The following is a 16,621-nucleotide window of genomic DNA, read 5'->3' as shown; positions in this document are numbered from 1 at the left end:
CCGCCCTGATTATTTTGTTTCTCGCGGCGGCAAAAAAAAACCTACCGCGAAAACGGCTGTCAGGCACCCAGGGTAAATTATCATTGTGATATTTAAGATATGATTTTGAGAATTATCGCCAGATCAAAAAGCGAATTGATTTGAGTTCTCATTTCCCTGCAAAGAAATCATTCCCTCTCCATCATTGAGTTTCGACCTGGTTCACAAATTAACTATTCCGCCGCCACAGTTTAAATAACTGGTGTGATTGTTGCTCATCTCCTGTTACCCGTCGGAATTATTACCACCGGCAATGTCGATCTCACAATTATATCTAAGGAGAGGGTTATGGGAGATATAATGCGCCCCGTGCCGTTTGAAGAACTTTTAACGCGCATTTTCGATGAGTATCAGAGTCAGCGGACAATTTTTGGCATCCCTGAACAACAATTTTACGCACCGCAGGCGCAGCGCTCAATTGGCGTGTTCGGCGAAAGCTGCGCAACGCCTCTCGGCCCGGCGGCCGGGCCGCATACCCAGCTGGCGCAGAACATTATTACCGCCTGGCTCACTGGTGGACGGTTTATTGAACTGAAAACCGTGCAAATTCTCGATCGCCTGGAGCTGGAAAAACCCTGTATTGATGCCGAAGATGAGTGCTTTAACACCGAATGGTCCACTGAGTTTACCCTGAAAAAAGCCTGGGATGAGTACCTGAAGGCCTGGTTTACCTTGCATTTGCTGGAGCAAGTCTTTCCACTGACGACGAATAAAGAGAGTAAGTCGTTTATTTTCAATATGAGCGTCGGTTACAACCTTGACGGTATTAAGCAGCCGCCAATGCAGGAATTTATCGACAATATGATGGACGCCTCCGCCCATCCTACGTTCGCCCGGTATCGCGATACACTGAACCGCTGGCTGCAAAATCAAACATTTATCGACAGCCTGCCAAAAAGTGCGCGCAAAGCCGGACTGGATAACCTCGCTCAGCGCATCCCGGCCAGGCTGGTTGAGGGCGTGACCCTCTCGACGATGCACGGCTGCCCGCCGGATGAGATCGAAGCTATCTGCCGCTATATGCTGACCGAGAAAAACCTCAATACCTTTGTGAAGCTCAACCCGACGCTTCTCGGCTATCTACGCGTTCGTGAGATCCTCGACACCTGCGGTTTCGGCTATATCGGCCTTAGTGAAGAATCGTTTGATCATGACCTCAAGATCGACCGGGCGCTGGAGATGCTGACGCGCCTGATGACGCTGGCAAAAGAACGCAGCCTCGGCTTTGGCGTCAAGCTAACCAACACCCTCGGCACCGTCAACAACAAAGGGGCGCTGCCTGGGGATGAGATGTATATGTCCGGCCGCGCGCTGTTCCCGTTATCCATTAACGTGGCCGCCCTGCTCTCGCGCGCGTTTGATGGCAAGCTGCCTATCTCGTACTCCGGCGGCGCAAGCCAACTTAACATTCGCGATATTTTCGAAACCGGCATTCGCCCTATCACCATGGCAACCGACCTGCTGAAGCCGGGAGGATACCTGCGTCTGAGCGAGTGTATGCGCGAACTGGAGAAAGCCGATGGCTGGACTATGACGCAAATCGACGTCGAACGCCTCAACGCACTGGCGGAAAAAGCGGTGAGCATGGATTACACCCAGAAGCAGTGGAAGCCGGAAGAGCGCATTGATACCGGCGAGCCGTTGCCGCTGCTTGATTGTTACGTCGCTCCCTGCGTCACAGCCTGCGCCATCAAGCAGGATATTCCGGAATATATTCGTCTGCTGGGCGAGCATCGCTACGCCGACGCGCTGGAGCTTATCTATCAGCGTAACGCGTTACCCGCTATTACCGGCCATATATGCGATCACCAGTGCCAGTACAACTGCACGCGTCTGGATTACGATACCGCGCTCAGCATTCGTGAACTGAAAAAGGTGGCGCTGGAGAAAGGCTGGGATGAGTACCAAAGACGCTGGCACAAACCTGCTGGCTCCGGCTCGATGCATCCGGTAGCGGTCATAGGCGCAGGCCCTGCCGGTCTCGCCGCCGGATACTTCCTCGCCCGTGCGGGTCATCCGGTGACGGTTTTTGAACGCGAGGCCAATGCGGGAGGTGTGGTGCAGAATATCATTCCGCAGTTCCGTATTCCCGGCGAGCTTATCCAGCACGATATTGACTTTGTCGTCGCCCACGGCGTGAAGATTGAATACGGCTGCGACCCGCATCTGACCGTAGAAAAACTTCAGGCGGAAGGGTTCCGTTACGTGCTGGTCGGTACCGGCACAGATAAAAACAGCGGCGTGACGCTGCGCGGCGATAACCAGAACGTGCATAAGTCGCACCAGTTCTTGCGCGATTTCAACCGTGGTGTCCAGTTGAATATGGGCCAGCGCGTGGCCATCGTCGGCGCGGGTAATACCGCCATGGACTGTGCCCGCGCGGCGCTGCGCGTACCGGGCGTACAGAGCGCAACCGTCATCTATCGCCGTTCTCAGCAGGAGATGCCTGCATGGCGTGAAGAGTACGATGAAGCCCTGCTCGACGGCGTCAACTTCGAATGGCTATGCAATCCTGAGCAGTTTAACACCGACGGGACGCTCACAGTGCGGGTTATGAAACTGGGCGAGCCTGATGAGAAAGGCCGCCGCCGCCCGCTGGAGACCGATGAAGTTCGCACCCTGAAAGTCGATTCGCTGATTACCGCCATCGGTGAGCAACAGGATGGCGAGGCCCTGTCGGCAATGGGGATTCCGCTCGACCCGCAGGGCTGGCCGGTGGTTAACGCCGATGGCGAAACCAGCAAACCGAACGTATTCCTGATTGGCGATGTTCAGCGCAGCCCCTCTTCTATTGTGTCAGCAATCGGCAACGCGCGACGGGCAACGGACGTGATTCTGGCCAGGGAAAATATCGCCAGCCGCTACGGAAACAAAGTCTGGAGCAATGTCGATCCGGCGCAGGTTTATCAGCGTAAAGGCACCATCGCCGTCACGCTGGTGGATAAAAACCAGCGTGACGCCTTTGTTGAGCAAGAAGCCAGCCGTTGCCTGGAGTGCAACTACATTTGCAGCAAGTGCGTAGATGTCTGCCCGAACCGCGCCAATATTTCCGTCGCCGTACCGGGCTTCCAGAATCGCTTCCAGACGCTGCATCTGGACGCTTATTGCAACGAATGCGGCAATTGCGCCCAATTCTGTCCATGGCAGGGAAAACCGTACAAAGACAAAATTACCGTGTTCAGCCTGGAGCAGGATTTTGTCAACAGCACTAATCCCGGATTCTTTGTCGAAGGCGTCAGCGTCAAGGTGCGTCAGGACGATAAGACGTGGCAGCTGGAAATTAACGATCGCGGCCAGTTTAAAGAGGTTCCAGCCGGGCTGGACGCCATGTGCCGCATCATAAGCCATATTCATCAGCACCAAAACTATCTCCTGGGAGGCGTTGAAATATGAGTATTCTGATCCTGAAAAATGCCACCGCCGCGCAGATCTATCCGGCGAAAGTGTGGGAGAACGTCGATATTGCTATTGAGAACGATACTATTCTTGATGTTGGTCCTGGCCTGAGTCAGCGCTATCCTCAGGCGCTGGCGAAAGAGATGCACGGGCAGCTGGTGATGCCCGGCATGGTCTGTTCTCATAATCACTTCTATTCCGGCCTGTCCCGCGGTATTCAGGCCAATATTGCTCCCAGCCCGGACTTTATCTCAACGCTGAAAAACCTGTGGTGGCGTCTTGACCGGGCGCTGGACGAAGAGTCGCTCTACTACAGCGGGCTTATCTGCGCCATGGAAGCCGTACGCAGCGGCTGCACAACGGTTATCGACCATCATGCGTCGCCCCACTATATCGCAGGCTCTCTGAGCCAGTTACGCAACGCCTTTCTCAAAACAGGTCTGCGCGGGATGACCTGCTTTGAAACCACCGACCGCAACTTCGGCAGCCGCGAACTGCGCGACGGCGTTGAGGAGAATATTCGCTTTACCAGAGAGATCGACGCCGCGCGCGAGATGGGAGAACAACCTTATCTGGTGGAGGCCCATATCGGCGCCCATGCGCCATTCACCGTGCCTGATGAAGGCCTGGCGATGCTGAGCGAGGCGCTGAAAGCAACCGAACGCGGCCTGCATATCCATGCAGCAGAAGACCGCTACGATGTTTCTCACAGCCACCACCTGTACGGTAAGGATCTTCTGGTGCGGCTGGCGGAATTTGGCCTTATCAACAGTAAAACGTTGATTGCCCATGGTCTGTACATCTCCGATGACGACGTTGCGTTACTCAACGAGCAGGACGGTTTCCTGGTGCATAACGCTCGCTCCAATATGAACAACCACGTTGGCTACAACCACCGTCTGCCGCAGATCCGCAACCTGGCGCTGGGTACAGACGGCATCGGCTCCGACATGTTTGAAGAGATGAAATTTGCCTTCTTTAAACACCGCGATGCCGGCGGTCCACTGTGGCCGGATAGCTTCGCGAAAGCGCTAAGCAACGGCAATGAACTGCTGAATCGTAGCTTCAACGCCCGCTTCGGCCGCCTTGAGGCGGGATATAAAGCGGATCTCACAATCTGCGACTACATGCCGCCGACACCGCTTATCGCGGAAAATATCGCCGGACATATCGCCTTTGGCCTGGGCGCCAGTAGCGTGCGCAGCGTTATGGTGAACGGCGTGATGATTTATGAGGATCGCCAGTTCAGCTTCGACTGCGAGCCGATATTCAAAGCGGCGCAGAAAGTGGCGAAAAAAATGTGGGCGCGAATGGATGCACTCCACGCATAGCGGGCATAAAAATAGTAAAACAAAAACCCGGCCTGACAAGCCGGGTGAGACTGATGGCAAACCAGGACCTGGTTTAGATAAAGTGCCGTATTCTTGCCGGTTGGCGGCTGATGCCTTATCCGACCTAAAAAACCGGCAATATCATCCTGTTATAAACTTCCCGTAGGCCCGGTAAGGCGTTAGCCGCCACCGGGCGCAACGTTTACAGCGACAGCAGCGCGGCGGTGGCGATATTGCGCTGCTTTTGCAGCTCACTGATCTGCTCTTCGGTCATTTTACTCAGCGCCGCCGTCGGGCAGACATCAACGCAGGCGGGACCGTTTTCTCTGGTGTCGCAGAGGTCGCATTTAACTATTGTCGGCGTCAGACCGGCACTCACCTGGATGGCGATCGCGCCAAACGGACAGGTGACGACGCAGCTCTGGCAGCCGATACAACGTTCACCGTCAGCGTCAACTCTCTGTGCCCCCATGCTGAGCGCCCCGGTCGGGCAAGCCCGTACGCAGGGAGCATTCTCACACTGATGACACATTACCGGCACGCTAATATCGTCAAGACGCATCACCTTCAGGCGGGGATTAAACTCCGCGCCCGGCGTTACATGCTCCAGAGCACATGCCACCTCACACGTTCTGCAACCAATGCAGGAGTGCGGACTGGCAACAATAAAACTCGTCATACCGCCTCCCTGGCCCTGAATTGAGCCAGCATTTCGCTGGCCGCCTGCCGCCCGGTGACCATGGCGGTAACGACCAGGTCCGCCCCGGTAACAGCATCGCCACCGGCATAGATTTTATCGTGGCTGGTTTGCGTCGTTCCGCGACCTTTACCGCCGGTCATAATCTGTCCCCAGCGATCCAGCTTAATGCCGTGGCCCCGCAGCCAGGGCATGTCATGAGCCTGGAAGCCAAACGCCATAATCAGGATATCGGCCTTCAGCTCAAACCCTGAGTCCGGAATTGGCTGTGGCCGACGGCGGCCATCCGGACCCGGCTCGCCCATTTTCGTGCGGATCATCTCCACCGCGCTGACCTGTCCCTTACGGTTGAGCTGAATGCGCTGAGGCTGAACGTTGAACTCAAATTTCACCCCCTCTTCCCGCGCATTCACCACCTCTTTTTTCGAACCGGGCATACTCAGCTCATCGCGACGGTAGGCACAGGTCACGCTCTCCGCCCCCCGGCGAACAGCAGTGCGCAAGCAGTCCATCGCCGTATCCCCTCCGCCGAGCACCACCACGCGCTTGCCCTTGATGTCGGTTAAAGGATACTCGGTACTCTCCTCCAGTCCCATCACCTCGCGGGTACTGGCTATCAGGAACGGCAGAGCCTGAATGACGCCAGGGGCCGTCTCCCCCTCCAGACCTGCGGCCATCAGACCGTAGGTGCCGACGCCGAGGAATACGGCATCGTAGTTTTTCAGCAGATCATCAAAAGCCACATCGCGACCCACTTCCTGATTGAGATGAAAGTTGATGCCCATGGCGCTAAAAATCTCGCGCCGCCTCTCAAGCACATTTTTATCCAGTTTGAACGGCGGAATGCCGAACGTCAGCAGGCCGCCGATCTCAGGATGGCGATCGAAAACGTCAACATGTACGCCCGCGCGGACGAGAATATCGGCGCAGCCAAGACCGGCCGGCCCGGCGCCGATAACCGCAACCCGTTCCTGGCGCGGCGCAACTTCGCTGACTGTCGGCCGCCAGCCCATCGCCAGCGCGGTATCGGTGATATAACGCTCAAGGTTACCAATGGCGACCGGGCCGCCCTCGTTCTTAAGGGTGCAGGCCCCTTCGCACAGACGATCCTGTGGACAAACCCGGCCGCAAATCTCCGGCAGGGAGCTGCTTTGATGGCACAATTCAGCCGCCTCGATAATCTTGCCTTCATTCACCAGGCGAATGAAATCAGGAATAGAGTTATGCAGCGGACAGGTCCAGTTGCACCAGGCTTTCTGCGCGCAATAGAGGCAGCGTTCACTCTCATATTCAGCGTCACGCTCACTTAGCGGCTGATAGATTTCACCGAAATGCTGCTGGCGGGCATCGGCGGCAATTTTTTTCGCTCCGACGCGCGGTGGTTTACTCAGCATCGCGTTACGTCTTGCCCCACGAACACCGTCTAGCGGCCTTTCCAGCGCGGAGCAAGTCTGCCGCGCAGTACGCAGTTGGTTAATACTCGACTCATCCATCAGGCGCAGAGCCTGAGTTGGACAGCTGGCTACGCACGCCTGCTGGCCGGAAGAGTGCTGGCTGCAAAGATCGCATTTCTGCGCCAGTTGCGGCATCCCATCATCGTTTGCCACCATCTCAATCGCCCCAAAAGGACAGGCGAGAACGCAATTTTTGCAGCCAATACACCGCGCCTCTTTCAACTCAACGCTGTCATTAGCAAAGCTCAGTGCCTGAGTCGGACAAGCTCTGACGCAGGGAGCGTCGTTACAGTGTCGACAGGTTGTCGCATTGCTGACGTTGCGGCTGAAGTACACATGAATGCGTGGAAGAAAGTCTCTGCGCAGCTGAGGCCAACTGTCCTGGCGATGAGAGGTGACGCAGGCCACTTCACAGGCGTGGCAGCCAATACAGTTGGCAGAATCGGCAACAATAAATTTATTCATTTGCTTCCCTTTTTTATTTCAGGACATATCGGGCAGCAATGCAATAATCAGGCGATTTTTAAAAAAAAATTAATATAGCAGTCATTTTTGCGAGCCAACTCAAAAAATGGCCCAACGCAGACTTAATTGCACGAAAATATCAAAAATCGTCTTGTATCAAATAGTCACATCATTTGATGTTTTAATCATGTTGATAATTAAACATGCCGATTATTATACCAAAATGAGACGCTCACTATCTCAATGTGATATCGCGTATTTATTGATGTCATTTTCTATCTCCATACTTTGTCAGCGTGTCGATATCCCCCCGTTTTCTCGTGAGTTCTTTCACATAATTAACCAACAATTCTCCAGAGACTTATTTTTGGCACATCTTACGCATATCACTCATTGTGCGCGCAACACGCTGGTGAAAGCATCAGTTCAGGGAGGCAACGGCCTTCGAATCGTAACTTCGACTCTATTCACGCTGATATGGAGTGAAGTCGTACAGGAGATAATAACTTCATGAAAGATATCGTCAATTCCGCCTCAAGTAACAGGAATTCGACCGCACCGGTTGATGAGATCTTACCCGTTACGCAAATGATTCTTTATGGCCTACAGCACGTACTGGTGATGTACGCGGGTGCCGTCGCGGTTCCGCTCGTAGTGGGTAATGCGGTAGGGCTCCCGCCGGAACACATTATTTTACTCATTAGTGCCGACCTGTTCATTTGCGGCACAGCCACCATCGTGCAGTCGCTGGGGATTGGTAAATGGCTCGGCTGCCGGTTGCCGCTTATCCAGGGCTGTACCTTTGCGGCGTTGATTCCAATGGTTCTGATCGGTAAGGAGTACGGGATCGGTGGCATTTCCGGGGCGGTGATCGTTTCCGGTATTTTTATCCTCTGTTGCGCCCCATGGATTAGCAAGCTGATCCGGTTCTTTCCCAAAGTGGTAATGGGTAGCATCGTCACGCTTATTGGCATGTCAATTATGCCGGTTGCCGGTGGGTGGATTGGCGGGGGTAGCAGCGAAATGAGCGGCTTCGGAGCCCCCTTCTCGCTGCTGATGGCGGCGATTACGCTGGTGATTATTCTCAATATTTACACCTTTGCTTCCGGCGTGGTGAAAAACACGTCAGTGCTTATTGGTCTTATCGTCGGCACAGTACTCTGGGGCTGCTTTAAACCTCTCGATTTCGGTCTGGTTCACGTCACGCCCTGGCTCCATCTGCCCACCCTGATGCCCTTTGCCAAACCTGAGTTTCATATTCTCCCCATCGCCCTGCTGTCGATGGTTATGGTAGTCGTTATGGTGGAAACCATGTCCTCAATGATGGCAACCGGGGATATTGTCGGGAAAGCGGTTGACGCGAAGATGCTGCGCAACGGCCTCAACACCTGCGGAATCGCGACAACGATTTGCGGCTTCTTCAATCTGTTTCCCTACGCCGCGTTCGCTCAGAACGTTGGTCTGATCGGTTTGACCGGGGTACGCAGCCGCTTTGTCGTTTCGGTCTCCGGTATCATTCTGATTCTGATGGGGGTGTTTTCAAGGATGGCAGCGCTGGTGGTGCTGATACCAAAACCGATCCTCGGCGGCGCAGGTATTGTGATGTTCGGCATGGTCGCCGTATCCGGCATTCGAACGCTGGGACAGGTCAACTACCGCAACAACAATAACGGTATGGTGGTGGCGTTAACACTCGCCCTCGGCATGATGCCGGTGCTGGTGCCTAATCTGTTCACCCAGTTCCCGCCAGTGGTCCAGCTTTTCCTGCACAGCGGGATTACCATTGGTACCCTGACCGCTATCGTCGCTAACCTCACCCTCAACGGCAGCGTTCCTTTCCGCGTGAATCTCGAAACACCAACCCCCGATCCGGCACCGCCAAGTTCGGCAGCACGCAACATGGCCGTCAGAACCGTCAGAATGTGGCTGCTGCTGCGCAAAGTTCAAAATAGCAAGCAACCAGAAGAAGCCCAGGAGGGACATTAATGCTCACACGACTCCTGTTCGCAATGATAACCCTGCTACTGCTGGCGATACCCGTCGTGCAGCAGGGGATTATGCTGGGTCTAAACGGCCGTTTCAGTTTTGCCCTGTTGTTCTAGTCTGATTTCATCAGGAATAGTGCTATGAAGAGAGTAACAACCGTCTGCCCCTATTGCGCCTCCGGCTGCAAGATGCAACTCATTGTAGAAGAAGGAAAAATTACCCGCGCCGATGCCGCAATGGGTAAAAACAATCAGGGCACGCTGTGTCTGAAAGGCTACTACGGCTGGGATTTTATTAATGATACTCAGATCCTGACCCCGCGCCTGAAAACGCCAATGATCCGCCGCCAGCGTGGCGGCAAGCTGGAGTCCGTTTCCTGGAGCGAAGCGCTGGATTACGTCGCCACGCGCCTGAGCGCCATCAAAGCCAAGTATGGCCCGGATGCGATTCAGACCACCGGCTCATCACGCGGGACCGGTAATGAAACTAACTATGTAATGCAAAAATTCGCGCGCGCCGTTATTGGTACCAATAACGTCGACTGCTGCGCTCGCGTCTGACACGGCCCATCGGTTGCAGGTCTGCACCAGTCGGTCGGCAACGGCGCAATGAGTAATGCGATCAACGAGATAGAAAACACCGATCTGGTGTTTATATTTGGCTATAACCCAGCGGATTCTCACCCTATCGTGGCGAATCATATTCTTAATGCCAAACGCAGCGGAGCGAAAATCATCGTCTGCGATCCGCGCAAAATTGAAACTGCGCGTATTGCTGATATGCATCTTGCCCTGAGAAACGGCTCCAATATTGCGCTGCTGAATGCTATTGGACACGTGATCATCGCAGAGGATATCTATGATAAATCCTTCATCGCTGGTCGTTCGGAAGGCTTCGAAACCTACCGGAGCATTGTCGAACGCTATACCCCGGAGTCCGTGGAAGCCATAACCGGCATCAGCGCCAGGCAAATTCGCCAGTGCGCACGGATGTATGCGACCGCCGGAAACGCCACCATTCTTTGGGGGATGGGGGTGACCCAGTTCTGGCAAGGGGTGGAAACGGTGCGCTCCCTCACCAGTCTGGCGATCCTGACCGGCAACCTGGGGAAACCGCATGTCGGCGTGAACCCGGTACGCGGCCAGAATAACGTTCAGGGAGCCTGCGATATGGGGGCATTACCGGACACCTATCCAGGCTATCAGTATGTGAGATTCCCGGAGAACCGCGCGAAGTTCGCGAAGGCCTGGGGCGTGGAAAGCCTGCCAGAGAACCCCGGCTACCGCATCAGCGAGCTACCGCACCGTGCGGCGCAGGGTGAAGTGCGGGCGGCGTACATCATGGGCGAAGATCCGCTCCAGACCGATGCCGAGCTTTCAGCCGTACGTAAGGCGTTCGAAGAGATGGAACTGGTTATCGTTCAGGATATTTTTATGACCAAAACCGCGGCGGCGGCGGATGTGATTTTACCGTCAACGTCATGGGGCGAGCATGAAGGTGTCTATACGGCGGCAGACCGTGGCTTCCAGCGCTTCTTTAAAGCGGTAGAGCCGAAGTGGGATCTGAAAACCGACTGGCAGATTATCAGCGAAATCGCCACCCGCATGGGGTATCCGATGCACTACAACAACACCCAGGAAATCTGGGACGAGTTGCGTCATCTGTGCCCGGACTTCTACGGAGCCACCTATGAAAAAATGGGTGAGCTGGGGTATATCCAGTGGCCCTGCCGCAACGAATCAGAAGCAGATCAGGGCACCTCGTATCTGTTCGCGGAACGTTTCTCCACCCCGAACGGACTGGCGCAGTTCTTCACCTGCGACTGGCAAGAGCCTGTCGACAAGCTCAGCGATGAGTATCCGCTGGTGCTTTCCACCGTACGTGAAGTGGGCCACTACTCCTGTCGTTCAATGACCGGCAACTGTGCGGCGCTGGCCAAACTGGCGGACGAACCGGGCTACATCCAAATGAATACCACCGACGCAAAACGTCTCGGCATTGGCGATGAGGAACTGGTCTGGGTCAACTCACGCAAAGGTAAGGTGATCACCCGGGCGAAGGTCAGCGACAGACCGAATTGCGGCGCAGTCTATATGACCTATCAGTGGTGGATAGGCGCCTGCAACGAACTGGTCACCGAGAATCTCAGCCCAATAACCAAAACTCCGGAGTATAAGTACTGCGCCGTTAACGTTGAGCGCATTGCCGATCAGCGCGCCGCTGAACGGTACGTGATTAATGAATACCACCAGCTGAAAACCCTCTTGCGCGAAAGCGCCGCAGGGTAAAACATCGCCCCGGCGGGGCTATTTCCCGGGGCGATATGTTATCTACTGACTGGCTCTGACGTCGTTATCCGGCAGCAATCAGAGCCTTACGGCACCGGCGGGCGACCTCAAGATACTGCTGCGGCGTGTCAACGTCCCAGTGAATTCCCTGACTCGCCACGGGAATAACGCGCACCGCCATCTGACCGATAACATCCCGCAGAGTAGCGCCTTCCGGCGCACGACGAATCAGAGAAATCGCCCGCTCGGGCAGAAGAACCGGATGACCTTTACCCCGTTCGTAGGCCGGAATAATACAGGTGTCGGTGTCGGTATCGGCGCTGGCCCACAGTCTGCGGTACACGCCCTCCGTAACTTCCGGCATATCGCCCAGCGCCAGAAAGAAGCGCGAAGCGTGGATATGCCCCACTCCGCACTGAATAGAAGAGAACATGCCGTTTTGGTATTGCGGGTTAAAGACGACCTCAACGCCCGGATGATCCCGATAGCAGGCGGCCAGTTCATCACCGCGAAATCCCGTTACCAGCACTACGCGGTCGCAGAACGTCAGGGCACTGGCAAGCGCACTATCGAGAATAGTCCCCTCGCCCCACGGCATCATCATTTTCCATTTCCCCATGCGGCTGGAGAGTCCGGCGGCCAGCATAATGCACTCTTTACGCATTTTGTTGCTCATAGTCATACTCCCACTGAGTCCGATAAAGCGCCACCGTCGGCAGGTGCGGTGGCGTTTGCGGGACTCAGGATTTCAGCACCGCTTTAATCGAGGTAATGATTGGCTGATATCCCGTGCAGCGGCAGATATTTCCCTCCAGCGCCTCTTCCAGCTCATCGTCGCTGGGGGATGGGTTAGCATCCAGCAGCGCCTTCGCGCTCATCAATACGCCGGGGGTGCAGAAACCGCACTGAACGCCACCGTGACGAATGAAGGCGTTCTGCAATTTTTTACCTATCGGATCATGATGCAGCGCTTCGACGGTGGTAACCTCGGCCCCGTTGCATTGGGCTGCCAGCAGCAGGCAGGAGCAGACCGATTTTCCGTCCATAATCACGGTGCAAGCTCCACACTCGCCCACTGAACAGCCCTCTTTGGTCCCCGTTAACTTCAGTTCCTCACGCAGAAAATCGATCAGGCGGACATTGTCTTTCACATCGCGGGCAATACGGATGCCATTCACTTTTAGCTCAATATGGTTCATGTTGATGGTTCCTTATTTCTTCTGCTCTGTCATGACTTCCTGCAACATCTGCCGGAACATATCGATAAATACGGGGATTTTATAAGGTGCGGACCAGCGTCCCCCGATGGTTTTTTCTACTTTGTCGTGAAGTACCCCGGCCGCATATTCAATGGTTGCTGCGTCTAAGGTCTTACCAACGATCGCCTGCTCAACCTCAGGCAACCGCTGCGGTTTAGCCATTAGCGCGCCATCAACAAGACGGCACAGGCGAACCACGCCATTCTCAACTCTAAACTGGCCAGTTAAGCTCTGACGGGTAATGTTCAACGCATTGCGACGGCCAAGCTGCAGATAGCGATTAATCAGCGGTTGTTGTGTCGGCGCCGGCAGGATAAAGCGGATGACCAGCTCATCAGGCTCAAGAATCGTACAATAGCCGCCCACGACGAATTCGCTGACCGGCATCCGTCGCGTCCCGCGAACACTGCGCAGCTCTACTTCCGCATCATAAATAATCAGCGGCGGCATAGAGTCCGCACACGGCGCGGCGTTAACGATGTTGCCACCGATAGTGGCCCGGTTACGAAGCTGTAGGGAGCCGACGGTTTTACAGGCGGTAACCAGTAGTGGATAGCGTTGCTGAATCAACGGATGCTTGACCAGGTCGGTAAAGCAGACGCCGGAGCCAATAGAAGTTCCCTCCTCAACGTCAACGATCTCTTTCAGCTCTGATAGTCCGGCAATGTTGACCAGCGGTACTTCGCTGGGCCGCATCCGCGCCTGTACCAGTACATCGGTGCCGCCGGCAATGGGCATCGCGCCCTTCTCCGCCATCAGCGTCAAGGCTTGTTGCAGGGTTTGCGGGATGCTCAGCGAAAGCGTGTTGAGGCGATGGACCTGTTTTTTATCGCCAGACTCCAGCATCTGTTCGCTCTGGCGCTCCGGCTTCTTGAGGTTGTAACCGAGACGAACCTGTTCCAGAGTCAGCGGCAGAGTCCGGTTAGACCGCCCGATGGCAAAACTCACCGCATTGTTGAGCGCCGCAGCGCCCAGCTCCAGTACCGGTTCACCGATGACTTTCGCCCCCATTGGCCCTGCTTTGTCGTAGTTTTCAACCGCGATAATATCGATGTTCGGCATATCTTTGATGGTTGGCAGCAGGTAGGTGTCAAAGTTTTCCGATTTCACCACCCCGTGCTCGGTATTGAAGTCCTCCAGCATGCCGTAGCCAATCATCCCCTGTAACACGCCGCCGTAGACCTGGCCGCTAAAACCGACCGGGTTGATGACTTTCCCCACGTCGTGGGTGGCGACGACGTTATTCACGGTGATTTTACCGGTACGCATATCCACCGCCACATCGGCCAACTGGCAACCGTACACCCAGGTGAAATACGGGCTGCCGCATCCTTTCTCTTCATCCCAGTGAATATTTGGCGCGACGTGCCAGCCATAGGCAGAAAGATTTGCCCCGGTAGCCCGGGTCATATCGCACACCTGCTGGAAGCTGAGGCTCAGCTCGGGGTTGTGACGGTTGAACACCTTGCCATTTTGCCAGGCAATATCGTCGATGCTCTGCGCTTTTAACGCATCCTTGATAGCATCCGCCATGCGATTTTTAATTTTGTTCGCCGCGCTAAGAATTGCCTGCCCGCCCATCAAGGTGCCACGAGAGGCCACCGTTGAGCCGCCGTCGGCGATCATGGCGGTGGCCGGTTCGCTGAACATCACACGATCGAGCGCAATACCAAAGGCTTCAGCAGCCAGCAGCGACATGGTGGTTTGCAGTCCCTGCCCGTTCTCGGAAACCGAGGTAGAGATGTTGACGCTGGCGTCGGCATTCACCTGAATAAGCGCGGAGGAAGCATCCAGCCCCTCGGCGCCGAGAGAACAGCCGCGATGGCTCAGTGCGAAGCCAATACCGTAGCGGATTGGCCCCCCTTTAGCATTAAGCTGTTGATAGCGCTCCCGCTTAGCTGCGTATTCTGCCTTAAGTAGCGTCTTCTCCAGCACTTCCTGCGCGGAGACGGTGTGCTCGCTGAAGACCTGACCGGCCATGCTGGTATCGCCCTGCTTAAGAATGTTACGCAGGCGGAACTCTACAGGTGAGAGTCCCAGTTCACCAGCCACGTCATCCATCAGCGACTCGTTGGCGAATATGACCTGCGGCGCGCCGTAGCCGCGATAAGCCGAGGTGTAGTTATTGTTGGTATAGACGCCCACCAGATCGACGCGCACATTAGGGATGTTGTAGGGCCCAGCTGCCTGTACGGAACTACGCCAGGTGACAAATACCGTCTGCCCACAGTAGCTACCGCCATCGGCGATAATGTCGATTTTGATCGCCTGAATACGTGCATCGTCGTCCACACCAATGCGATATTTCATCTTATATGGGTGGCGCTTGTAGCTCTCACGCATGGACTGTTCACGGTTATAGGAAATCTTTACCGGACGGCCGGTAAGGTGCACCAGCAGCGCCGCACGGCAGGAGACGTTATCGATGATGTCATCTTTACCGCCAAAGGAGCCACCAAGCACTGAACGCTTAATGTTCACTTTTGCCTGGGGCAGGTCGAGGTATTTGGCAATCACCGCCCGAGTGCGGTGAGCGTTCTGAATCGACCCCTCAATGGTCATGATCTGCTCATTGTTATCCAGGTAGGCAGTAATGGATTCAGGCTCAATGTATCCGTGCTCCTGGAAGCCCACCTCATACTCACGTTCGAAAATATGCGTGGAGGCGGCAAAACCGGCGTCTATATCGCCCTTCGCCGTGTGGTGGCGGTTAATGATATTGCTATCAAGTTCGCTGTGAATAAGGCGCGCACCCGGCTTCATCGCCTCTTCCGGAGAGGTAATCGGTTCCCATGGTGTGTAGGTTATTTTAATTTTATCGACCGCAATGCAGGCAGCCTCGTAAGATTCCGCCGCCACAACCGCAACTACGTCACCGCGGTAGGCTATTTCATTGTCGATGATGGGGGGGTGATCGGGAACGATCGCCCCCAGTTTGCGCTGGCCGGGTATATCGTTCCAGGTAGCAATTCGTACCACGCCGGGAACGTTTTCCGCTTCCGTCAGATCGAGAGCATCGATACGCCCGGCAGGGATATCAACGTAGCAGCATACGCCATACAGCATATTATTCATTACAATGTCATCGCCATAGACCGCTCTACCCGTCACCTTGGCGAGCCCATCTACGCGGGGCACTTCACTGCCAACCAGCATTGTATCCATATTATTCAGTCTCCACTCACAAAGAAAGATAACTGAATAAAGCAACAGCTATGCCACCTGTAAAAAAAGGGTTATTTGGGACTTAGTTATGTGAGGCATATCTAAAAACAGTGGCAAAGGAAAGAATAAAGCGCGGGCGATGTCGCCGATGATTATCAAAAAGAGAACCTGCGTATCACTATGATAATTCGCTGTTCCCAATGATCATGCTACACGCATCTTCCGTATATGAAGATGAGTATCTGTCAATACGCTATTTTCAGAAGGGGAGCAGGACATATTACATTGATGCTGGCTGCGTGGTAACTCGAAGAAAAACAAAAAGGCCATGCTAATTAATAGCATGGCCTCGAATAGTGGCGGAACGGACGGGACTCGAACCCGCGACCCCCTGCGTGACAGGCAGGTATTCTAACCGACTGAACTACCGCTCCACTGTTCCCGCTTAGGGAACGAAGCGGATATTACGGATTGCCTCTGAACTCGTCAACGCTTTTTCTCAAGTTTTGAATCGTTTGCTGCAAAAATCGCCCAGGCGGTG

Annotated in this window: 9 protein-coding genes and 1 tRNA gene; 4 read left to right on the top strand and 6 right to left on the bottom strand. The window is 54.8% G+C overall.

The genetic code is table 11. The annotated features are described in order from the left end of the window. The first annotated feature begins 327 nt into the window (after window positions 1-327). Together ygfK and ssnA are read left to right on the top strand one after the other, a co-directional pair. Window positions 328-3,432: a putative selenate reductase subunit YgfK gene (gene ygfK, locus N1249_RS04275; protein WP_259834839.1), complete on the top strand. Its 3,105-nt coding sequence runs from the start codon at window positions 328-330 to the stop codon at window positions 3,430-3,432. A gap of 2 nt (window positions 3,433-3,434) precedes the next feature. Next, a complete protein-coding gene (gene ssnA, locus N1249_RS04270; RefSeq protein ID WP_259837986.1) occupies window positions 3,435-4,766 on the top strand; it encodes a putative aminohydrolase SsnA in 1,332 nt (443 codons plus the stop codon). 202 nt (window positions 4,767-4,968) lie between these two features. On the opposite strand, the gene N1249_RS04265 is transcribed toward ssnA, so the two are convergent. Continuing rightward, a complete protein-coding gene (locus N1249_RS04265; RefSeq protein WP_259834838.1) occupies window positions 4,969-5,445 on the bottom strand; it encodes a 4Fe-4S dicluster domain-containing protein in 477 nt (158 codons plus the stop codon). Then, a complete protein-coding gene (gene ygfT, locus N1249_RS04260; RefSeq protein WP_259834836.1) occupies window positions 5,442-7,382 on the bottom strand; it encodes a formate-dependent uric acid utilization protein YgfT in 1,941 nt (646 codons plus the stop codon). Before ygfT ends, N1249_RS04265 begins: the two co-directional genes overlap by 4 nt. A gap of 510 nt (window positions 7,383-7,892) precedes the next feature. On the opposite strand from ygfT, the gene N1249_RS04255 reads away from it, so the two are divergent. Beyond that, window positions 7,893-9,368, top strand: coding sequence for a nucleobase:cation symporter-2 family protein (locus tag N1249_RS04255; protein WP_259834832.1), 1,476 nt, complete (start codon window positions 7,893-7,895; stop codon window positions 9,366-9,368). Between the two features lie 140 nt (window positions 9,369-9,508). Continuing rightward, window positions 9,509-11,656: a formate dehydrogenase subunit alpha gene (gene fdhF / locus N1249_RS04250; protein WP_259834830.1), complete on the top strand. Its 2,148-nt coding sequence runs from the start codon at window positions 9,509-9,511 to the stop codon at window positions 11,654-11,656. Window positions 11,657-11,720: 64 nt separating this feature from the next. Here the strand turns inward: fdhF and N1249_RS04245 are convergent, their stop codons facing one another. From N1249_RS04245 to N1249_RS04230, 4 genes are all read right to left on the bottom strand, one after another. Further along, a complete protein-coding gene (locus tag N1249_RS04245; protein ID WP_259834828.1) occupies window positions 11,721-12,332 on the bottom strand; it encodes an NTP transferase domain-containing protein in 612 nt (203 codons plus the stop codon). Window positions 12,333-12,396: 64 nt separating this feature from the next. After that, entirely contained in the window at window positions 12,397-12,855 is a 459-nt protein-coding gene (locus tag N1249_RS04240; RefSeq protein ID WP_259834826.1) for a (2Fe-2S)-binding protein, read from the bottom strand. Between the two features lie 12 nt (window positions 12,856-12,867). Next, window positions 12,868-16,080, bottom strand: a complete 3,213-nt coding sequence (locus N1249_RS04235) for a molybdopterin cofactor-binding domain-containing protein (protein WP_259834823.1) — start codon at window positions 16,078-16,080, stop codon at window positions 12,868-12,870. A 357-nt stretch (window positions 16,081-16,437) separates the two neighbouring features. Further along, a tRNA-Asp gene (locus N1249_RS04230) sits at window positions 16,438-16,514 on the bottom strand. Between the last annotated feature and the right edge of the window lie 107 nt (window positions 16,515-16,621).

Origin of the sequence: Enterobacter sp. CP102, assembly GCF_025152625.1 — a bacterium.
Taxonomy (GTDB): domain Bacteria; phylum Pseudomonadota; class Gammaproteobacteria; order Enterobacterales; family Enterobacteriaceae; genus Enterobacter; species Enterobacter soli.
Note: the sequence above shows the minus strand (reverse complement) of the source record. Positions and strands in the feature narration are given on the sequence as shown.